The sequence below is a fragment of the Micromonospora sp. NPDC004540 genome (assembly GCF_040610095.1).
GTDB lineage: Bacteria > Actinomycetota > Actinomycetes > Mycobacteriales > Micromonosporaceae > Micromonospora.
On sequence record NZ_JBEXLR010000039.1, the window covers coordinates 1 to 19,218 of the forward strand.

20 protein-coding genes are annotated in these 19,218 nt (G+C 73.1%); 12 read left to right on the forward strand and 8 right to left on the reverse strand.

Going from position 1 to position 19,218, the window contains the following annotated elements; all coding sequences use genetic code 11:
- Positions 1 to 94 precede the first annotated feature (94 nt).
- On the forward strand, positions 95 to 304 hold the full coding sequence (locus tag ABZV78_RS15405; RefSeq protein WP_355639061.1) for a winged helix-turn-helix domain-containing protein: 210 nt from the start codon (positions 95 to 97) through the stop codon (positions 302 to 304).
- Positions 305 to 625: 321 nt separating this feature from the next.
- Here the strand turns inward: ABZV78_RS15405 and ABZV78_RS15410 are convergent, their stop codons facing one another.
- Positions 626 to 1,108, reverse strand: coding sequence for a hypothetical protein (locus ABZV78_RS15410; RefSeq protein ID WP_355638983.1), 483 nt, complete (start codon positions 1,106 to 1,108; stop codon positions 626 to 628).
- Between the two features lie 155 nt (positions 1,109 to 1,263).
- A complete protein-coding gene (locus ABZV78_RS15415; protein WP_355638985.1) occupies positions 1,264 to 2,943 on the reverse strand; it encodes a DNA repair helicase XPB in 1,680 nt (559 codons plus the stop codon).
- A 175-nt stretch (positions 2,944 to 3,118) separates the two neighbouring features.
- Here ABZV78_RS15415 and ABZV78_RS15420 point away from each other — a divergent pair, with 175 nt between their 5' ends.
- Positions 3,119 to 3,982, forward strand: a complete 864-nt coding sequence (locus ABZV78_RS15420; RefSeq protein WP_355638987.1) for a L,D-transpeptidase family protein — start codon at positions 3,119 to 3,121, stop codon at positions 3,980 to 3,982.
- 103 nt (positions 3,983 to 4,085) lie between these two features.
- Positions 4,086 to 4,322 (forward strand): hypothetical protein, encoded by a 237-nt coding sequence (locus tag ABZV78_RS15425; protein ID WP_355639063.1) that lies wholly within the window; start codon positions 4,086 to 4,088, stop codon positions 4,320 to 4,322.
- 8 nt (positions 4,323 to 4,330) lie between these two features.
- Here ABZV78_RS15425 and ABZV78_RS15430 read toward each other — a convergent pair whose 3' ends face one another.
- Positions 4,331 to 6,802: a helicase-associated domain-containing protein gene (locus tag ABZV78_RS15430; protein WP_355638988.1), complete on the reverse strand. Its 2,472-nt coding sequence runs from the start codon at positions 6,800 to 6,802 to the stop codon at positions 4,331 to 4,333.
- Between the two features lie 61 nt (positions 6,803 to 6,863).
- Here ABZV78_RS15430 and ABZV78_RS15435 point away from each other — a divergent pair, with 61 nt between their 5' ends.
- Both ABZV78_RS15435 and ABZV78_RS15440 read left to right on the forward strand, forming a co-directional pair.
- The gene (locus ABZV78_RS15435) at positions 6,864 to 7,487 is read left to right on the forward strand and encodes an HAD hydrolase-like protein (protein ID WP_355638989.1); all 624 of its coding nucleotides are present in this window, start codon (positions 6,864 to 6,866) and stop codon (positions 7,485 to 7,487) included.
- Between the two features lie 28 nt (positions 7,488 to 7,515).
- Entirely contained in the window at positions 7,516 to 7,902 is a 387-nt protein-coding gene (locus tag ABZV78_RS15440; protein WP_088997128.1) for a cold shock domain-containing protein, read from the forward strand.
- Here the strand turns inward: ABZV78_RS15440 and ABZV78_RS15445 are convergent.
- Positions 7,863 to 8,693, reverse strand: coding sequence for a 1,4-dihydroxy-6-naphthoate synthase (locus tag ABZV78_RS15445; RefSeq protein ID WP_355638990.1), 831 nt, complete (start codon positions 8,691 to 8,693; stop codon positions 7,863 to 7,865). The genes ABZV78_RS15440 and ABZV78_RS15445 overlap by 40 nt on opposite strands.
- A gap of 543 nt (positions 8,694 to 9,236) precedes the next feature.
- On the opposite strand from ABZV78_RS15445, the gene ABZV78_RS15450 reads away from it, so the two are divergent.
- Positions 9,237 to 10,100: a GNAT family N-acetyltransferase gene (locus tag ABZV78_RS15450; RefSeq protein ID WP_355638991.1), complete on the forward strand. Its 864-nt coding sequence runs from the start codon at positions 9,237 to 9,239 to the stop codon at positions 10,098 to 10,100.
- On the opposite strand, the gene ABZV78_RS15455 is transcribed toward ABZV78_RS15450, so the two are convergent.
- Positions 10,072 to 10,722: a futalosine hydrolase gene (locus ABZV78_RS15455; protein ID WP_355638993.1), complete on the reverse strand. Its 651-nt coding sequence runs from the start codon at positions 10,720 to 10,722 to the stop codon at positions 10,072 to 10,074. The two genes, ABZV78_RS15450 and ABZV78_RS15455, sit on opposite strands and share 29 nt — an antisense overlap.
- A complete protein-coding gene (locus tag ABZV78_RS15460) occupies positions 10,719 to 12,317 on the reverse strand; it encodes an MFS transporter (RefSeq protein ID WP_355638995.1) in 1,599 nt (532 codons plus the stop codon). Before ABZV78_RS15460 ends, ABZV78_RS15455 begins: the two co-directional genes overlap by 4 nt.
- Positions 12,318 to 12,404: 87 nt before the next feature.
- Between ABZV78_RS15460 and ABZV78_RS15465 the strand changes: the two genes are divergently transcribed.
- Positions 12,405 to 13,244 carry a DUF3027 domain-containing protein gene (locus ABZV78_RS15465; protein WP_355638997.1) on the forward strand — a complete coding sequence of 280 codons (840 nt, stop codon included), beginning with the start codon at positions 12,405 to 12,407 and terminating at the stop codon, positions 13,242 to 13,244.
- A gap of 4 nt (positions 13,245 to 13,248) precedes the next feature.
- Here the strand turns inward: ABZV78_RS15465 and ABZV78_RS15470 are convergent, their stop codons facing one another.
- Positions 13,249 to 13,509, reverse strand: coding sequence for a DUF2530 domain-containing protein (locus tag ABZV78_RS15470; RefSeq protein ID WP_355638999.1), 261 nt, complete (start codon positions 13,507 to 13,509; stop codon positions 13,249 to 13,251).
- Between the two features lie 89 nt (positions 13,510 to 13,598).
- Between ABZV78_RS15470 and ABZV78_RS15475 the strand changes: the two genes are divergently transcribed.
- The 5 genes from ABZV78_RS15475 to thpR all read left to right on the forward strand — a co-directional run bounded on the left by ABZV78_RS15475 (position 13,599) and on the right by thpR (position 18,175).
- On the forward strand, positions 13,599 to 15,080 hold the full coding sequence (locus ABZV78_RS15475) for an NCS2 family permease (protein WP_355639001.1): 1,482 nt from the start codon (positions 13,599 to 13,601) through the stop codon (positions 15,078 to 15,080).
- A gap of 71 nt (positions 15,081 to 15,151) precedes the next feature.
- A complete protein-coding gene (locus tag ABZV78_RS15480; protein ID WP_355639003.1) occupies positions 15,152 to 15,601 on the forward strand; it encodes a MarR family transcriptional regulator in 450 nt (149 codons plus the stop codon).
- A 76-nt stretch (positions 15,602 to 15,677) separates the two neighbouring features.
- A complete protein-coding gene (locus tag ABZV78_RS15485) occupies positions 15,678 to 16,964 on the forward strand; it encodes an MFS transporter (RefSeq protein ID WP_355639005.1) in 1,287 nt (428 codons plus the stop codon).
- Between the two features lie 119 nt (positions 16,965 to 17,083).
- The gene (locus ABZV78_RS15490) at positions 17,084 to 17,593 is read left to right on the forward strand and encodes a hypothetical protein (protein ID WP_355639007.1); all 510 of its coding nucleotides are present in this window, start codon (positions 17,084 to 17,086) and stop codon (positions 17,591 to 17,593) included.
- A gap of 3 nt (positions 17,594 to 17,596) precedes the next feature.
- A complete protein-coding gene (gene thpR, locus ABZV78_RS15495) occupies positions 17,597 to 18,175 on the forward strand; it encodes an RNA 2',3'-cyclic phosphodiesterase (protein WP_355639009.1) in 579 nt (192 codons plus the stop codon).
- Positions 18,176 to 18,223: 48 nt separating this feature from the next.
- On the opposite strand, the gene ABZV78_RS15500 is transcribed toward thpR, so the two are convergent.
- Positions 18,224 to 19,210: an aldo/keto reductase gene (locus tag ABZV78_RS15500; RefSeq protein WP_355639011.1), complete on the reverse strand. Its 987-nt coding sequence runs from the start codon at positions 19,208 to 19,210 to the stop codon at positions 18,224 to 18,226.
- Between the last annotated feature and the right edge of the window lie 8 nt (positions 19,211 to 19,218).

The window sequence follows — 19,218 nt, forward strand, 5'->3', positions numbered from 1 at the left end:
TCTTCGCCACCGCGGAAGTATCCACGGCCATCGTCGTTTCCGTCATCAGGTGCCGCTCCTTGATCAGGAGTTACACCGTTCTTCTTACAGACCCATGAACGAGTTGATCGAGGATCTGCTGAGGCGGATCGAGGAGGGCGAGTTCCAGCCCGGGTCGCAGATTCCGTCCACCCAGCAGCTGTCCGATCACTACGACGTGTCGGTGTCGACGATCCACCGGGCGGTGGCGACGCTGCGGGAGCAGGGTGTGTTGGTTGGGCGCCCGGGTCGCGGAGTCTTCGTCGCGGAGTCGACCGGGTGCTAAAGGATTGGGACGCACCGCTCGACGGCTGAGCGGAGCGAACGCAGCCCGTGCAGGACCGAGACGTGCTGTAGCTGGAGACGAGTGCTGTAGCTGCTCAACCAACGGGTGGGTTGGCAGCCGGTTCGGACTCGACGGCGGTAGGACGGCGTCAGCAGACTGTCGGGCTGACTTCCGACGCTCCTATTTTCCGCAAGTGGCTGTCGGTGCGGCTCAGACGGAGTTTCCGTCCGATGGACGTGGTCGATCTCGGTGGTGGAACAGGTCGACGTCCGGGATGGTTCGGGCTGTGCTGCGCCGCTCTGCCGTCGCGGGCCGGCACGGTCAGCCGACGTCGGGACCGAGCAGCACCTCAACCGCCTCGGTGGGTGTGTGCGTGAGCAGCCGCGCTCCGTGGTGTTCGTCGAGGAACGCCGCAAGGGTGTCGACCGGCTCGGCCGTCATCAGCGGGTGGTCACCGAGTCGCGGGGCGAAGGCCGCCAGTAGCGCGGCGCGCAGCCCGGCGTCGAGCAGGGGCATCACGTAGGACGCCTGAGCGTCCGGCTCGAAGTCCTCCGGGCAGGTGCCGTGCAGGAACATCAGCGATGACACCCGCTGGGTGGGGCTGGGCGGGTCGCCGTCGGCGGTCACGATCGAGCCGAGGCGGAATCCGGGCGCCACGTCGACGAGGACGTCCAGGACGTCGGTCTCCTTGCAGTTCCACCATCGCCTGACTTCGTCGTCCGGCACGTCGTCGTAGATCGCGACGAGCCACAAGTCCTGGAGCCAGCCCCGCACGCTTGCCCGCTGACCGGTCGCCGACTCCATTCGGTGAGCTTATGGCCGTAAGGCGGCGCCGCGCCACGGCCCCGAAGCGTCACCAGCCGTCGTGGGCGGACGATGGCGGACCGAGACAGCATGTCGGGCATGAGGACCAGGCGGTGGACCAGTGCCAGGGGGTCGACTCGTAATGCGTGAGTCAGTTAGTCGATGGTCGGGAGCTTCGGTCCCAACACGTCGTCCGCGTCCACGATGGTGTAGGCGTACCCCTGCTCGGCGAGGAACCGCTGACGGTGCGCCGCGTACTCGGTGTCGATCGTGTCCCGGGAGACGACGGTGTAGAAGTGCGCCTGCCGTCCATCCGCCTTCGGCCGGAGCACCCGCCCCAACCGCTGCGCCTCCTCCTGCCGCGACCCGAAGGTCCCCGACACCTGGATGGCCACGGCAGCCTCGGGCAGGTCGATGGAGAAGTTCCCGACCTTGGAGATGACGAGGGTCTTCACCTCGCCCGACCGGAACGCGTCGAACAGCCGCTCCCGCTCCTTGTTGGTCGTCGACCCCTGCACGATCGGTGCGTCCAGATACTCCCCAAGCTGGTGCAACTGGTCGATGTACCCGCCGATCACGAGCACCTGCTCGTCCGGGTGCCGGTCCACGAGCGCCCGTACCACCGGCAGCTTCGTCCGCGCGGTCGCCGCCATCCGGTAGCGCTCCTCGGCCTCCGCCGTCGCGTACGCCATCCGCTCCGCATCGGTCAGCGTCACCCGGACCTCGGTGCACTCGGCCGGGGCGATCCAGCCCTGCGACTCGATGTCCTTCCACGGCGCGTCGTACCGCTTCGGGCCGATCAGGCTGAACACGTCGCCCTCGCGGCCGTCCTCGCGTACCAGGGTCGCCGTGAGGCCGAGCCGGCGGCGGGCCTGGAGGTCCGCGGTGAACCGGAAGATCGGCGCGGGCAGCAGGTGCACCTCGTCGTAGACGACCAGGCCCCAGTCGCGGGCCCCGAACAGGTCGAGGTGGGTGAACGCGCCGCCGCGCCGCGAGGTGAGCACCTGGTACGTGGCGATGGTGACCGGGCGGATCTCCTTGCGCTCGCCCGAGTACTCGCCGATCTCCTCCTCGGTGAGCGAGGTGCGGGCGATCAGCTCGCGCTTCCACTGCCGGCCGGCGACCGTGTTGGTGACCAGGATCAGCGTGGTCGCCTTGGCCTCGGCCATGGCCGCCGCCCCGACCAGGGTCTTGCCGGCGCCGCAGGGGAGGACCACCACGCCGGAGCCGCCGGCCCAGAACGCCTCGACGGCCTCCCGCTGGTACGACCGCAGCGTCCACGGCTTGCCGCCGTCCTTGCCGGCCTCGGCCAGCTCGATGGGGTGCGCCTCGCCGTCCACGTAGCCGGCCAGGTCCTCGGCGGGCCAGCCGAGCTTGAGCAGCGCCTGCTTGAGCCGGCCCCGCTCGGAGGGGTGCACCTGGATGGTGTCGTCGTCGAGCTTCGGGCCGAGCATCCCGGCGAGCTTCTTGCTCTTGGCGACCTCGATGAGCACCACCCGGTCGAGGGCGCGGAGCACCAGGCCGTGCGCCGGGTCGTTGGCGAGCTGGAGCCGGCCGTAGCGGTCCATGGTCTCGGCCACGTCGACCAGCAGCGCGTGCGGCACCGGATAGCGGGAGTACTTGATCAGCGTGTCCACCACGCCCTCGGCGTCGTGGCCGGCGGCCCGGGCGTTCCACAGCCCGAGCGGGGTGAGCCGGTAGGTGTGGACGTGCTCGGGGGAGCGCTCCAGCTCGGCGAAGGGTGCGATCGCCATCCGGCACGCCTGCGCGTCGGGGTGGTCGATCTCCAGCAGCAGGGTCTTGTCCGACTGCACGATCAGTGGTCCACCGCTCACGCCAGCGTCCTCTCCAAGAGCCGGAAATTCTCGCCCGCACGGCGGCTGACCTGCCGGAGGCGGACCATCCAGTGTTGCACGCGAATGGGTGTCCGGAAAAAGACTCACTGGACAGGCAACGTCACACTCCTCCCGTACGTCTAGCAAGCGGGACAACTGTCCAAGGGGAGGGCCCATGAAGCGTGTCCGGTTCGCCGTTCGGGCCGTCTGCCTGGCAGTGGTCGTGTTGGTCGGCGTCGGTGCGTGCGCGCTCGATCCGCAGGGCGACGGGACCGGGGCGGCCGCCCCGGCTCCCGTCGGCGTGACGGAGGAGGCATCGGGGGCGAGCGCGCCGCCCACGCCGGAGCAGCCGGCCGCGTCCCCGTCGGCGACGCCGAGCCGGACGGCCACGCCGAAGCCCAGCCGCACCACGCCGAAGCCGGCCACGCCGAAGCCGTCCAAGCCCGCCGGGTGCCCGGAGGGGGAGCACCAGAAGGCCGTGGAGACCTACCTGACCCGGCTGGGCGGTTTCGGGACGCTGACCGTGGACGGCAAGCAGTCGGCCGCCGACTGCAAGGCGATCAAGAAGTTCCAGCTCCGGTACGGGATCAGCCCCGCCACGGGCCGCGCCGGCCCCACCACGTACGACGTGGCGAAGCGGCTGGCGAACACCGACACGGGGCGCTGCAACGCGGGCTCCCGCACCACCTTCTGCGTCGACCTGACCCACCAGACGGTCTGGGCGATGCGCGGCGGGAAGGTGGTCATGGGCCCGACGGTGACCCGCACCGGCATGGCCGGCTACGCCACCCCGACCGGCACCTACTCGGTGGGTGGGAAGAACCTGCGCGAGTGGTCCAACCCGTACGAGGTGTGGCTGCCCTACTGGCAGCGGTTCAACGGGGGGATCGGCTTCCACGAGACCACGACCTACCTGCACAACCCCTGGATCGGCTCGCACGGCTGCGTGAACCTGCTGCACCGCGACGCGGTACGGCTCTGGGAACTGGGCTCGGTCGGCACCCGGGTGGTCGTCTTCGGCCACCGCCCCGGCACCTGAGAGTGACCGTCCCGACCGGATCAGGGTTTTATCCCCTGTCCGGGTGACCCCCTCCGGTGCCACGCTGGAGGTCGGGTCCACCACGGGGCGGGAGGGGCTGCAGATGACCGTCGACCACGACGTGCTTCCCGAGGAAGACCGGGCGCGCCAGCAGGAGGTCCCGACGGCGGTCCTGGTCGGCTACGCAGCCGCCGCCACCGGGATCTTCGGCTGGTTCCTGTTCGGGCTGCTGGTGCAGCGGCAGGGCTTCGTCGACTCGGTCGGCGAGTCGGCCGGGGCCGCGTTCGGCCTGCTGCTCGCCGTCTCGGTGGTCGGCACGCTGCGCCGCAACGGGGACTAGCCCCCGGCTCAGTCCTCCAGCACCGCCGCGGTGATCCGGTGCAGCGCGAAGGTGTGCAGCATCTCGGTGCGCTCGTCCTCCGCGCGCAGATAGCCCGCCCCGATCGAGACCGGCCGGACCAGCCGGGACGCGGTCGCCCCGTGCGCGTCGACGTAGCCGACCCAGACCAGCGCCTTGTCCCGCACCGCCTGCTGGAGCACGGCCAGTGCGTCGCTGTGGGTGTGCGCCGGCCCCGGGCCGGTGCGCGCCGTCCCGCCGCGGACCATCGCCGGGGCCCGCCGCGCCGCCCGGGCCGCCGCCTCGCCACGGCGGATCTGCTCGACCACCCCGAGCAGCCGGGGCATCGGCAGCCGCGGCGCCGCGAGAGGGTCCAGGCCGCGGCCGGTCGTCGGCACCCGGGCCGGGGCCCGCCGGGTCTTCGGCCGGGCGAGCACGGCCGCACCGCCGGCGTCCTCGGGCACCGGCGCGTAGCCGGCGTCGCGCAGCGCCGTCAGCATCCGGTTCACCTGATACGGGGTGACCAGCACCGTCGGGGCCAGCCGGCGGAAGGCGAGCGCCTCCAGCCGCTTGTCGGCCTGCACCTCGGTGAGCAGCGCCTCGTCGTCGCTGCGCACGTAGCCGCCGGCCGAGCCGAGCCGCAGCCCGCCGTGCTTGCGCGCCACGTCGTCGACCAGGTAGGTCAGCCCCTGCGGCACCGGGGTGCGCGACCGGCGGCGGAACAGTGCGTGCAGGTCGTCGGCCGAGTAGCCGGCGTCCAGGGCCCGCCGGACGCTGGCCGTGGTGACCCGGTAGACGCTCGCCCCGCCAGCCGACTCGTGCTCGGCCACCACGTCCAGCTCGGCGGCGAGCGCCGGGTCGGGCGGGCCGGGCACCACCACGGTCAGGTCGGCCTGCACGAGGAAGTGGTCGACCGGCGCGGGCAGCAGCGCGTCCAGCGCGCGGACGGCGGTGGACGGCTCGCCCGACTCGGTCTCGGAGTACAGCCCGAGCGGGTCCTCGGCCCGCTCGTCGGCGTCGCTCAGCTCGGCCAGCAGCAGCCGCCCGTACGAGGTGAGCGCGCCGAGCCCGGTCACCCCGAGCTGCGCGGCCTCGGCCAGCACCTCGCGGTGCGCGGCCTCCCGGCCCCGCGCCCGCCGGGGCGCCCGCCAGTCGAGCAGCTCGAGCACCTCGTCCGGGGTCGGGGCGGTCGCCGGAGGCAGGTCGGCCAGCACGGCGAGCACCGAGCGCCGGGCGGCCGGGGCGCCGGCCCGTTCCGCCTCGGCGGAGAGCACCGAAATGGGCCGGTCCCGGTCGTCGCGCTGGCCGACCAGGCCCACCTGGCGCGTCATGGTCAGCCAGGCCCGGGCCAGCTGCTCCCAGCGCTGGGCCAGCGAGGCGGCCCGCCACACCTCGTACCCGCCGGTGGGCAGGATCTGCTGGTCGCCGCCGTAGCGGCCGGTGACCGTGCCGGTCAGGTCCAGCTCGCCGAGCAGCCCGGCGGCGTAGGCCACCTCGAAGATCAGCGCGGTGGTCGGGTCGTCCAGCCCGAGACCGCGAGCCAGCCGGCGCAGGTCCCGGACGCCCACGCCGCCGGAGCGCAGCACCGGGGCCGGCTCGGCGGCCAGGGCCTCCAGCAGCGCCTCGGTGTGCCGGACCACCTCCATGGTCTGCCCGGCCCCGGCCGAGTCGACGGCCTTGGCCTCGCGCGGCGGGCTCGACACCACGGGCGGGCTGGTGCGCAGCGGGCCGAGCGGGCCGCTGTCCCGGCGCAGCAGCAGCGCCACCTCGCGGGGGAGTTCGACCGTGCCGCCGCCCTTGACGGCCGACATGCGGACGAGCAGCCGGTGCTCCACCAGCCAGCGGATCGGGGAGCCGGTGGCCGCGCCGCCGTTGACCAGGTCCGGCGGGAGGATGTCCTCCTCGCCGACGGCGGGGGCCTCCAGGGCGCCCGGGGGCACGGTGCCGACCGGCGGGCCGGCGGCGAGCCGGTCCAGGATCGCCCGGGCCGAGGGCGGCGCGGCCAGCAGCGTCCGCCGCAGCTTCGCCGGGTCCGTGCAGACGGCCGCCGCCCGCGGGTCCAGCTCCGCGGCCGGCCGGCCCAGCCCCGCCGGGTACGGGGACACCTCGTCGACGCCGCCCAGCACGTGCAGGTCGTGCTCCGGCCCGTACAGCAGGAAGAGGGCGCGGAGCCGGTTCACCGCGCCGCGGACCGCGGTCGGGGCGGGCGGGTTCGGGCCGGCGGTGGCCAGGGCCAGGATCGCCTCGGTGGCGGTGCCGCCGCCCTCCGGGTCCCGGGTGAGCCGGGCGGCGTCCAGGATCTGGAGGGTGAACTGGTCCAGCCCGTCGAGCGCCCGCGCCACGGAGACCCGCGACTGGGCGCGGATGGCGAGGGCGGAGACGTCGGCCGGCACCGGCACGACGAGGTCCGGCCGCAGCTGGAGGAGGGCGGCCAGGGACTCGTCGGGAAGGGTCCGCAGGTGGTCGGCGAGTGAGGTGGTCATCGTCGTTCCACGCTAGCCCGGCGGAGGGCCGTCGCGCCCGTCGGACGGGTACGTTCTCGGCATGCCCCCGCTCATGGTCGGCTTCGACCTCGACATGACCCTGGTCGACTCGCGCCCCGGCATCGCGGCCGCCTACCGGGCGCTGACCGCGCTGACCGGCGTGCCCGTCGACGCCGAGCTGGCGGTCTCCCGCCTCGGGCCGCCGCTGCGCACCGAGATCGCGCACTGGTTCCCGCCGGAGCAGGTCGAGGAGGCGGTGATCACGTACCGGGAGCTCTACCCCGCGTACGCGATCACCCCGACCCTGCCGATGCCCGGCGCGGAGGCCGCCATCGAGGCGGTGCACGCGCGCGGCGGCCGGGTCATGGTGGTGACCTCCAAGATCGGCCGGCTGGCGAAGCTGCACCTGGACCACCTCGGCCTGGCCGTCGACGAGCTGGCCGGCGACCTGTTCGCCGAGCAGAAGGCGACCGCGTTGCGTGAGCACGGCGCGACCCTCTACGTCGGCGACCACGTGGCCGACATGGCCGCTGCGCAAGCTGCGGGAATCCCAGGCGTGGGAGTGGCGACCGGCCCCTGCGCCAGGGACGAGCTGAGCGCCGCCGGAGCGCACGTGGTGCTGGATGATCTCACCGGATTCCCAGCGGCGCTGGACCGGATCATCGGGCTAGCCTTGGAGGGGTAGAGGTTCCGAGCGAAGCAGGGGTTTTCAGGTGCCGACGGGTCGAGTGAAGTGGTACGACGCGGCCAAGGGATACGGGTTCGTCACCAGTGACGAGGGTGGCGACGTGTTCCTGCCGAAGGGCGCGCTACCGGCGGGTGTCACCGACCTGAAGGGCGGCCAGCGGGTCGATTTCAGCGTGGTGGACAGCCGGCGTGGCGCCCAGGCGATGGGGGTCAAGCTGCTGGAGGCGCCGCCCTCGGTGGCCGAGCTGCGCCGCCGCCCGGCCGAGGAGCTGCACGGCCTGGTCGAAGACATGATCAAGGTGCTGGAGGCGAAGGTCCAGCCGGACCTGCGCCGGGGCCGCTTCCCGGACCGGAAGACCGCGCAGAAGATCGCTCAGCTGGTCCACGCGGTGGCGCGCGAGCTGGAGGTCTGAGGGACGAGCCCGGCGTCGGCGGCCCGGCCCAGCAGCGCCTCCACGGCGGCGAAGCCGGCCTCTCCCAGGTCGGCGGTGAACTCGTTGACGTAGAGGCCGATGTGCCGGTCCACCACGTCGGGCTCCATCTCCTGCGCGTGCACGAGGACGTACTCCCGGCTGGCCTCCGGGTCGGCCCAGGCCTGCCGGACCGACTCGCGGATCCAGGCGGCCGCCTCGACCGGGTCCACCGCGCCCTTGCGGGCCAGGATCGCGCCGAGCGGGATCGGCAGCCCGGTGTCGCCCTCCCACCACTCGCCCAGGTCGACCAGGGCGGTCAACCCGTGCCGCGGGTAGGTGAAGCGCGCCTCGTGGATCACCAGCCCGGCGTCGTACCGCCCGGCCGCCACCCCCGGCATGATCTCGTGGAACGGCACCACCTCGATCCGCGCCGGCGCCTGATCCGCCGCCCACAGCCGGAACAGCAGGTACGCCGTGGTCCGCTCGCCCGGCACCGCCACCGTGGCGCCGGAGAGGTCGGTCCGGTCGCCCCGGGTGAGCACCAGCGGCCCACAACCCCGGCCCAGCGCGCCCCCGCAGGGCAGCAGGTGGTAGTCGTCGAGCAGCCACGGCAGCGCCGCGTAACTCACCTTCACCAGGTCGAACGCCCCGCGCTCGGCGGCCGTGTTGGTGACGTCCACGTCGGCGTAGGTCACCTCGACCGCCGGCGCGCCGGGCACCCGGCCGTGCACCAGGGCGTCGAAGACGAACGTGTCGTTGGGGCAGGGCGAGATCGCGAGGGAGAGCGCCACGCCCCCACGGTAACCCCGCCCGATCCGGTGCCCACCACCCCGGCCCCGCCGGGTGTGACGATGAACCGTTCGTGCCACCCGTCAGCCCCGGCGCCTCCTGTTCAGCCGCTAGGAACTTGATGATGTGAATGGATCGCGGCGATCCCTCGACCGTGGGCGCTGCAGTCACCCCTGAGGCCCGGAGCCACCGCTGACGTCGTGAGGCCTGTGCCGGCCTGAGCCCTGTGACGGCCTGAGCCCTGTGCCGGCCTGAGCCCTGTGACGGCCTGAGCCCTGTGACGGCCTGAGCCCTGTGACGGCGCGAGGCCCGGTGACGCCTGGCTCGCCTGGGACACCCTGCCGCCACCTCCGCCCGAGGTCATGAGTCACCTACGTCATCAAGTTCGTAGTCGCTTCAGCAGTGGTGACGGGGTGCCCGGGTCGAGCTGAAGCCGTCGACCAGCGACCACCGCCGTCCCCAGCCGGCCGGGTTTTCCACATGGTTGTCCACAGGTGGATTACCCGGGGTTGAGGCCGAGCGCCGCGCCGCCCGAACATGGCCCGGTGACCGACGCCGAGTCCGTGACCGACCTGGCTGCGACCCTGCGGGCACTGCGCCGCGCGGCCGATCTGAGCCAGCGGGAGCTGGCCGGGAAGTCCGGGGTGCCGCAGGCCACGATCGCCCGCATCGAGTCGGGGCGGTCGCCGGATCCGAGCTTCCGCACCGTCGAGCGCCTCGTGGGTGCGGTGGCCGGTCGGATCGTGCTCCACGGGCCGGTGGGCGGTGAGCTGGCGGCGGTGCCGCACGAGGAGTTGCGGGACGCGGCGGGGCGACACTGTCCCGCGCACCTGGACGCTCGCGAGGTGCGCGAGCCGAAGGACTGGCCCGGCGCCTGGTGGGCGCACTGGTTCAGCGTGCCACCCAACCGCTGGCCTCCGTTGCCAGCCGTGACGTTCCGGCTCAATCGCACCATGCGGGACCGGGATCGGCTGCGCGAGCGGGTGCGCCGCGATCACCTGGTCCGCCGCTACACCGACCCGGCGCTCCCGTCGACCTCCTGGCGGTTCGTCGCCGAGTTGCCGGACGGCGGCCTCGTCGGGGAGTTGCGCGCGCACGAACGCAGCAGCGACCTGCTCATCGGGCATCCCGAGCCGGGTCAGCGGCAGGTCGTGCTGGACGGGGTGCTCGTCGCTCCGGCGTACCGGTTGCTGGGCATCGGGCGGCGGCTGGTCGCCGCGCTCGTGGCGGAGATGGCCCGGGCCGGCGTGCGGTCGGCGCACGCGATCGCCGAGAGCGCTGGTGCCGGCTTCCTGGTCGCGTGCGGGTTCGAGGTGGAGGCGAGCCGGCCGGCGGCGCTGCGGTTCGACCGGGCCAGCCGAGGGTGGCGGCCGCCGGGGTTCAGCGGAGGACGGCTGCCGCCGTGGTGAGGGCGGCGAACGCCTCGCGCATCCGCCACGAGTCGCGGTCGCGGGGGCCGATGGGGTTGGACACCGTCCGCAGTTCGGCGAAGGGGAGGCCGGCCTGGGTGGCGGCGACGGCGACGCCGTACCCCTCCATGGCCTCGGCCACGGCGTCGGGGTGCCGGTCGGCGAGGGTCGCGGTGCTCGCGGCGGTGCCGGTCACCGTGCTGATCGTGAGCACCGTGCCGACGGTGGCCGCCGGCAGGGCGGTCCGCAGGGCGCCCAGCAGGCCCGGGTCGGCGGGTACGACGCTGCCGCCGCCCAGCAGCTCCGCCGGCATGCCCAGCTCCTCTAGCGGGATGAATCCGGCCGGCGACTCGGCGCCCAGGTCGGCGGCGACGCTGCGGTTGGCCAGCACCGTGCCGCCGACCGCCACCCGGCCGACGAAGCCGCCGGCGATGCCCGCGCTGACCACCGCCCGGTACGGCCGTCCGGCGGCCTCGGCGAGCGCCAGCAGCCGCGCGGTGGCCGCGCCGGCGACGGCGGGGCCTACCCCGACCGGTACGACGGTGACCGAAGGGTCGGTGAGGCCCGCCCGGACCGCGTCCGCCTCGGCGGGTACCGCGGTCACCACCAGCAGTCCGCTCACGCCACCGGTCCCCGGGGCTCCCGCCGGTTCTCCTCCTCGGTCCCGCCCGGTCCCCCCACGGAGGAGGAGGGGCGGTAGATGTGGAACCCGGGCGGCGCCAGCTCGTCGTCATCCACCGGCGGCGGCGGGTCGGCCCGGGGCGGGGCCGGCGAGGTGGGGGCAGGGTCGTCGAACGCCGTACCGGCCTCGGTGGCCAGTTCGTCGTCGCCGAGCGGGCGGCCGACCAGGTGCTCGCTGCGCAGCCGGGTGGCCACCAGCACCCCGCGGGCGGCCACCAGCGCGGCCACGCAGGCGGCGACCGCCACGCCGACCCGGCCGGTGAACGGAACCAGGCCGAGCCCGCCGCCGGCCACGAAGGCGAGCATCAGCACGGTCTCCGAGTGGGCGAAGGAACTGGCCCGCAGCCGCTCCGGGATCCGCTCCTGGATCGAGGCGTCGACCGCGAGCTTGGCGATCCCGCTGATCAGGGAGGTGACCAGGCAGAGCAGCGCCACCATGGGCAGCGAGAACTTCAGTGCGGCGAGGACCGCTACCCCGGCCACGATGATGGTGCCGCTGGACTGGATCGCCACGGGGCGGTGGATGCGCAGCCGGGTGCCGACGGCGGTGGCCAGGAAGCTGCCCACCGCCAGCGCGCCGCCGACCAGGCCCAGCGCCCCCTGGGCGCCCAGGTTCCGGCCGAAGAAGTCGGTGGTCAGGTCGCCGCCCTTGATCGCGAAGGCCAGGAAGAGCAGCAGGAAGCCGTAGAGCCCGCGCAGCGCCGCCGAGCCGATCAGGGTGGCGATCACCAGCCGGCCGGCGGGCCGCCCCCGGCCCAGCGGGCGTTCCCCGTCCTGGCGGCGCAGCGCCCGCAGCGGGCGCGGCACCCGCTCCGGCGGCTCCGAGTCCGCCCGCGGCGGCAGCCGGAGCGAGATCACCATGCCGATCAGGAAGATCAGTGAGGCGACCCGGAGCGGCCACTGCGGCCCGAACCAGAACGCGGCCAGCCCGATCGGGGCGACCAGCGCACCGGCCACCGTGCCGTAGACGCTCGCCCGGGCGCCCGCCTGGGACAGCCCGAGCCCCTCCGGCAGCAGCCGGGGCACCGCCGCCGAGCGGGCCACCCCGTACGCGCGGGATAGGGCGAGCACGCCGAACGCGGCGGGATAGAGCCCGAAGCCGCCGATGTAGTCGGAGATCAGCCAGGCCAGGAAGGCCCGGCCGAGCATGGTGGCGGCGAGTGCGTAGCGGCGGCCGTGCCGGAAGTGGTCCAGCAGCGGGCCGACCACGGGGGCGAGCATGGCGAACGGGACCATGGTCACCAGCAGGTAGAGGGCGACCTTGTTGCGCGCCTCGCCGAGCGGCACGTCGAAGAAGATCGTGCCGGCCAGGCCGATGGCGATCAGGGTGTCCCCGGCGCAGGAGAGGGCGTGCAGGTCGAAGAGGCGGACCATGCCGACCTCGTTGCCGGCGCTGCGGGCCCGGGCCGTCCCGGCCCGCCGGGTCATCCACCGCCCGCCGTGCAGCGAGCCCCGGAGCAGCAGGCGGGTGGCACGGATGCCGGTGCCGACGGTCCGCCCGAGGACCGACCGGCCGGAGCGGGAGGACAGCGGCATGTGTCCCATCCTCGCCCATCTGATCCACGCGTGCCGCATCACCCGGAGAGAACGACTCCGGGGAGTGCCTGTCACTCGACCGGTGGCATGGGGAACAATGGTCCGGTGACCAGGCCCGCCTCCGCCCGCGCTCCCCGGCTCGACCAGGTGTGCGCCGCCGCCGTCGACGTGGCCCGCGCCGCCATCACCGAGGTGGACCCCGCCGACGTCGGCGAGCACCTCCAGGCCGTCGCCGAGGGCGACCGGCTCGTCACCCATTACTTCGAGTGCCGCCTCGCCGGCTACCGGGGCTGGCGCTGGGCTGTCACGGTGACCCGGGTGCCGCGCAGCCGCACGGTCACGATCTGCGAGACGGTGCTGCTGCCGGGCGCCGACGCGCTGCTCGCCCCCGGTTGGGTGCCCTGGCAGGAGCGGCTCAAGCCCGGCGACCTTGGCCCCGGTGACCTGCTCCCCACCCCGCCGGACGACGAGCGGCTCGCCCCCGGCTACCTGCTCTCCGACGACCCGGCCGTCGAGGAGACCGCCTGGGAGCTGGGCCTCGGCCGCGCCCGGGTGCTGTCCCGCGAGGGTCGCACCGACGCGGCCCAGCGCTGGTACGACGGCGACCACGGGCCCGACGCCGCGATCTCGGTGGCCGCCCCGGCCGCCGCCCGCTGCGGCACCTGCGGCTTCTACCTGCCGCTCGCCGGCGCGCTGCGCCAGTCCTTCGGCGCCTGCGGCAACTTCTACGCCCCCGACGACGGCCGGGTGGTGAGCGCCGACCACGGCTGCGGCGCCCACTCGGAGACGCTGATCGAGGCGGCCGAGACCCCGGTGGACGAACTGCCCACGGTCTACGACGACAGCGCCGTGGAGGCGGTGTCGGTGAGCCGGGCCCCGGGCTCGGTGGAGGCGGCCGAGCCGGCGGAGCCGTACGGCCACCCCTGACGGATCAGCCCTGACGGGCGGTGGCTGCGCGGCGGCGGCGCCGGTTGGCGTCGTGCCGCATCATCACGGCCAGCCCGGGAAAGCCCCACAGGAAACCGGCGAGGCAGGTCCAGAGCCAGTTCTGGTGGCCGTGCTCGGTGAGCCAGTCACGGAAGAAGAGCAGCAGCACCAGCCCGGCCACCGCCCAGACGACCAGCCCGACGAGGGCGAACGGCACCATCGGCGGGTCGAGCGGCTCGGGCCGCGGCGGTTGCTCCTGGGGCACGCGCCCAGCGTACGCGATCGTTCTTCCCTGCCCGTGAGTGATCTGGGACGATGCGCGCGACAACCGGTCGATCGATATGTGAGGACCCGATGGCCATAGCGCCGCCGCCGGACCACGGCACCCCACCCGATCCCGCGCACCCGCGCAACGCCTTCGACCGCTTCTTCGAGATCTCCGCCCGCCGGTCCACGCCGGGCCGGGAGGTCCGGGGCGGCCTGGCCACGTTCTTCACGATGGCGTACATCGTGGTGTTGAACCCGCTGATCCTGGGCAGCGCGGTCGACGGGGACGGACGCAAGCTCGCCATCCCGGCGCTGGCGGCGGCCACCGCGCTGGTCGCCGGCGTGATGACCATCCTGATGGGCGTGGTGGCCCGGTTCCCGATCGCGCTGGCCGCCGGGCTGGGCGTGAACGCGCTGGTGGCGTTCGAGATCGCGCCGCAGATGACCTGGGCGGACGCCATGGGGCTGGTGGTGATCGAGGGTGTGCTGATCGGCATCCTCGTGCTCACCGGCTTGCGTACCGCGGTGTTCCGCTCGGTGCCGACCCAGCTCAAGACGGCGATCGGCGTCGGCATCGGCCTCTTCCTGACCATCATCGGCCTGGTCGACGCCGGCTTCGTCCGACGGGTGCCGGACGTCGCGAACACCACCGTGCCGGTCGGGCTGGGCATCAGCGGCAAGATCGTCAGCTGGCCCCTGCTGGTCTTCGTGGTGGGGCTGCTGCTCACGCTGGTGCTGGTGGTGCGCCGGGTCCGCGGCGCGATCCTGATCGGCATCCTGGTCTCCACGGTGCTGGCGATCGTGGTGGAGGCGGTCGGCAACATCGGGCCGTCCTTCGTCAACGGCAAGCCGAACCCCAAGGGTTGGGCGTTGAACGTGCCCGAACTGCCGACGAAGGTGGTGGACGTCCCCGACCTCTCGCTGCTCGGCAACTTCAACCTGCTGGACTCGTGGACCCGGGTCGGCTGGCTGGTCCCGCTGATGTTCGTGTTCACCCTGCTGATCACGGACTTCTTCGACACCATGGGCACGATGGTCGCCATCGGCCAGGAGGGCGACATGCTCGATGAGCGGGGCACCCCGCCGCGGGCCCGGGAGATCCTGCTGGTCGACTCGATCGCCGCCGCCGCGGGTGGCGCGGCCTCGGTGTCGAGCAACACGTCGTACATCGAGAGCGCGGCCGGTGTCGCGGAGGGCGCCCGGACCGGGGCGGCCAACCTGGTCACCGGCGGCCTGTTCCTGCTGGCCATGTTCCTGGCGCCGCTGTCGGTGGTGGTGCCCTTCGAGGCCGCGTCGACGGCGCTCGTGGTGGTCGGCTTCCTCATGATGACCGCGGTCCGCACCATCGACTGGACCGACTACGAGATCGCCATCCCGGCGTTCCTCACCATCGTCCTGATGCCCTTCACCTACTCGATCTCGAACGGCATCGGCGCCGGCGTGATCACCTACGTGCTGCTGAAGCTGGCGAAGGGCAAGGTCCGCGAGGTGCACCCCCTGTTGTACGGGGTGGCCGCTCTGTTCATCCTCTACTTCCTGCGCGGGCCGATCGAGTCCGTGCTGCTCTGACCCCTCTGACATCTGGTGAGCCTGGTCATATCGCATGTCGTTAGCCAGGCTCATTAGTTAAGCTAACTAATGTGACGGAGCGGACGGTGACGGCGAAACGCGTGCCACCGGCGCAGCTGGCCCCTCAGCTGCGTGATGCGATCACCCGACTCAACCGGCGGGTCCGACAGGCCCGGCCGGTCGGCGACCTCACGGTCACTCAGCTCTCGGCGCTCACCAGCCTCAAGCTGGCAGGCGCCCTGACACCCCGGGAGCTGGCCGACATCGAGCGGGTGCAGCCGCCCACGATGACGAAGATCGTCGCGAAGCTGGAGGAGCGCGGCCTCGTGCAGCGCACCCCCCACCCGACCGACGGACGGCAGGTCATCCTGGCGGCTACCGAGGGAGGACGGGCCGTGCTCGACCAGTTCGAGCGGGCCCGCAACGAGTGGCTGGCCAGCCGACTGGCCGCCCTGACCGAGGAGGAACGCGACACGCTGCAGCGTGCCGCCGACATTCTCCAGGGCATCGCTCGCGCCTGAGCGGGTACCCGCGCCTCGCGGTCCGCTTCGTCCGCTGTGGATGAGGCGTACCTGATCGCGAGGAGGCGCACCTAGAGTGCAGGCCAAGTTGAGCACGATGTTCCAGTCCCTACGAGTCCGCAACTACCGACTCTTCGCCACCGGACAGCTGATCAAGTTGATCGGCGTCTGGATGATGTACATCGCCCAGGACTGGCTCGTCCTCGACCTCACCGGCAACTCCGCGACCGCGCTCGGCGTGGTCACCGCGCTCCAGTTCACCCCCGTCCTGCTGCTGACCCTGATCTCCGGCCGCCTCGCCGACCGCTACGACAAGCGGATGCTGCTCTTCATCGCCAACCTCTTCTGGACCGTGCTGGCGCTGGCGATGAGCCTGCTGGTGGTGACCGGGCTGGTGCAGCTCTGGCACGTCTTCGCGTTCGCCGCCCTGCTCGGGGTGTTCAACGCGGTGGAGACCCCGGTGCGGCAGGCGTTCGTCTCCGAACTTGTCGGCATGCCGCTGCTGCCGAACGCGCTCTCGCTCAACGCGGCCACCTTCAACTCGGCCCGGATCCTCGGCCCGGCCGTCGCCGGCCTGGCCATCGCCGCCTTCGACGTCGGCCCGGTCTTCCTGATCACCGCGTTCAGCTCGATCGCCCCGCTGGTCAACGTGGTCCGGATGCGCACCGACGAGCTGTACCGCAAGGACCTGCCGCCGGCCGGCGAGCGCGATCAGGCCCGGGTGGTCGACGGCCTGCGGTACGTCGCGCGGCGCCCCGACATCCTGCTGCCGATGGCCCTGATGTCGGTGGTCGGGATGAGCCTGTTCAACTTCCAGCTCACCCTGGCCGCGCTGGCCAAGACCGTGTTCAACACCGGCGCCGCCTCGTTCGGCCTGTTCACCACCGCGCTGGCGGTCGGCGCGCTGATCGGCGCCCTGGCCGGCACCGGCCGGCGCAGCCGCCCCACCGTGTGGCTGGTGCTCGGCGCGGCGGTCGGCTGTGCCAGCTTCGGCACGCTGGTCGGGCTCGCCGGGTCGTACTGGCTGGTGGTGGCGCTGCTGCTGCCCACCGGGTTCTTCATGGTCTTCTTCGCCCAGGCCGCCAACCAGCGGGTCCAGCTCGGCGTCGACGCCGCCTTCCGGGGCCGGGTCATGGCGCTGTGGGTGCTCGTCTTCCTGGGCACCAACCCGGTGGGCGCGCCGATCATCGGCTGGGTGGCCGAGACCTTCGGGGCCGGCGCGAGCATCTGGATCGGTGGCCTGATCTCGCTGGCCGCCGCGCTGCTGGCGCTCACCTGGCAGCTGCGCCGCTCCGGCGCCCGGCTGCGGATGCGGGTGCTGCCCATGCCGCGCTTCTACGTGGTGTCGCCCGGGGCGGAGTGACCCGTCGACCGCGCGAAGGACCGGTTCCCGCCCGTGGGGACCGGTCCTTCCTCATTCATTCGCGTCCGGATGTCGCCAAACGGGTGGCGGGCGGGGACGGCGGGGCTTAGCGTCGATACGTGGGAGTGGGGCGGGGTCTTCTGCTGATGCTGGCGATCCTTGCCGTCTGCTGCCTGCCGGCCCTCTTCGCGCTGATCTTCTGCGCCGACGAGATCCTCGACCGGGTGGCCTGCGGGTGGGCCGAGTGGCGCGAGGAGCGCCGGGAGCGCCGCACCATCGCCCGGCTGGACCGGGCCATCGAGGCCGAGTCGCTCACCCGGGACATCGACCTCACCGAGCTCGACCGGGCGGACCGCCGCCCGCTGGAACAGCTCGCCATCGACCTGCGCCGCCTCGGCGGCCACCGGCTCGCCGCTTCCGACCGCTCGGTGGTCTGGCACGGCGCGGTCATCGACGCGTACGACGAGCGGCTGCGGGCCGCCTGCCGGGCGTTGGGCATCGCCGAGCACCTGACCGAGCTGGAGGGCGTCGACCGGGAGATCGAACGGGTCCGCGTCGAGGGTCTCCTGCACGCCGCCGGGCTCACCCTGCCCGCCGCCCGCCCCGGCCACCACCAGCGGCACCGCTGACCGGTGCGGCTCTTCGTCGCGGTCTACCCGCCGAAGCCGGTGGTCGACGACCTGAGCGCCCAGGTGGCCGCGCTCCGGACGGGCGCCGCCTCCGCCGCCGGCACCAACGTCCGGCTGGCCGACCCGGCCAACGCCCACCTGACCCTGGCCTTCCTCGGCGACACGCCCGACGACCGGCTGGTCGACGTGGAGAGCGCGCTCGGCCTGGCCGCGCAGACGTTCCGCGACGCCCGGGGCAGCTCGCCGCGGCTGCGGCTCGGCGGCGGGGGCAGCTTCGGGCGCGGCCGGTTCACCGTGCTCTGGGTGGACGTACGCGGCGAGGTCGACGGGCTGATGATGCTCGCCCGGCTGGTCCGGTCCGGGCTGCGCCGGGCCCGGCTGCCGCACGACGAGAAGCCGTTCCGGGCCCACCTGACCATCGCCCGCCCCGGCGACCGGATCGACCGCGCCGACGTGCTCGCCGACCGGGAGACCCTGCACGACTACCTCGGCCCGGAGTGGAGCGCCGACCAGTTGGTCCTGATGCGCAGCCACCCCGGCCCACACCCCACCTACGACCGCCTCGCCGCCTGGCCCGTCTGACGGACCGACCGGGTTGACCGGGCGGGCCCGGTCAACCCGGTCGGCGGGTCACCAGGCCCAGGCCTCCGGCCCCGGGCCGCCGTTGCCGACCGGCGGGAAGAGCTCGTCGAGCTTCTCCAGGGTGGCCTCGTCGAGCCGTACGGCCAGCGCGCCGAGGTTGCGGTCGAGCTGGTCCATGGTGCGCGGGCCGACGATGGGGGCGGTCACGCCCGGGCGGGAGAGCAGCCAGGCCAGCGCCACGTCGGCCGGGTCGTGGCCGAGGTCGGCGCAGAGCTTCTCGTACGCCTCGATGGTGGACCGGTGCTCGGCCAGCGCGTCGGCTGACCGGCCGCTGGCGCCGCGGGCCGCGCCACCCTCGGCCATCTTGCGGATGACCCCGGAGAGCAGCCCGCCGTGCAGCGGCGACCAGGGGATGATGCCCAGCCCGTAGTGCTGGGCGGCCGGGACCACCTCCAGCTCGACGTGCCGGGTCATCAGGTTGTAGATGCACTGCTCGGAGACGAGGCCGAGGAAGTTGCGGCGGCCCGCCGCGGCCTGCGCCTGGGCGATGTGCCAGCCGGCGAAGTTGGACGAGCCGACGTAGAGGACCTTGCCCTGGGCGACCAGGGTCTCCATGGCCTGCCAGATCTCCTCCCACGGGGTGCTCCGGGAGATGTGGTGCATCTGGTAGAGGTCGATGGTGTCGGTCTGGAGCCGGCGCAGCGAGTCCTCGCAGGCCCGGATGATGTGCCGGGCGCTGAGGCCCTGCTCGTTGGGCCACTCGCCCATCTTGCCGTAGACCTTGGTGGCCAGGACGACCCTGTCCCGGCGCCCGCCGCCCTGGGCGAACCAGCGGCCGATGATCTGCTCGGTGACGCCCTCGCCGGTCTTCCAGCCGTAGACGTTCGCGGTGTCGAAGAAGTTGATCCCGTGTTCCAGCGCCCGGTCCATGATGGCGAAGCTGTCCGGCTCGTCGGTCTGCGGCCCGAAGTTCATGGTGCCGAGGCAGAGCCGGCTCAGCGAGAGACCGGTGCGTCCCAGGTTCGTGTACTCCATGGGTCCAC

What these genes read in the sequence shown, in the direction of transcription:
- ABZV78_RS15475 (WP_355639001.1), top strand. Translation starts at nt 13,599, where the DNA reads ATGGCCATAGCGCCGCCGCCGGACCACGGCACCCCACCCGATCCCGCG.
- ABZV78_RS15435 (WP_355638989.1), top strand. Translation starts at nt 6,864, where the DNA reads ATGCCCCCGCTCATGGTCGGCTTCGACCTCGACATGACCCTGGTCGAC.
- ABZV78_RS15425 (WP_355639063.1), top strand. Translation starts at nt 4,086, where the DNA reads ATGACCGTCGACCACGACGTGCTTCCCGAGGAAGACCGGGCGCGCCAG.
- ABZV78_RS15420 (WP_355638987.1), top strand. Translation starts at nt 3,119, where the DNA reads ATGAAGCGTGTCCGGTTCGCCGTTCGGGCCGTCTGCCTGGCAGTGGTC.
- ABZV78_RS15500 (WP_355639011.1), bottom strand. Translation starts at nt 19,210, where the DNA reads ATGGAGTACACGAACCTGGGACGCACCGGTCTCTCGCTGAGCCGGCTC.
- ABZV78_RS15430 (WP_355638988.1), bottom strand. Translation starts at nt 6,802, where the DNA reads ATGACCACCTCACTCGCCGACCACCTGCGGACCCTTCCCGACGAGTCC.
- ABZV78_RS15465 (WP_355638997.1), top strand. Translation starts at nt 12,405, where the DNA reads ATGGGGAACAATGGTCCGGTGACCAGGCCCGCCTCCGCCCGCGCTCCC.
- ABZV78_RS15410 (WP_355638983.1), bottom strand. Translation starts at nt 1,108, where the DNA reads ATGGAGTCGGCGACCGGTCAGCGGGCAAGCGTGCGGGGCTGGCTCCAG.
- ABZV78_RS15405 (WP_355639061.1), top strand. Translation starts at nt 95, where the DNA reads ATGAACGAGTTGATCGAGGATCTGCTGAGGCGGATCGAGGAGGGCGAG.
- ABZV78_RS15460 (WP_355638995.1), bottom strand. Translation starts at nt 12,317, where the DNA reads ATGCCGCTGTCCTCCCGCTCCGGCCGGTCGGTCCTCGGGCGGACCGTC.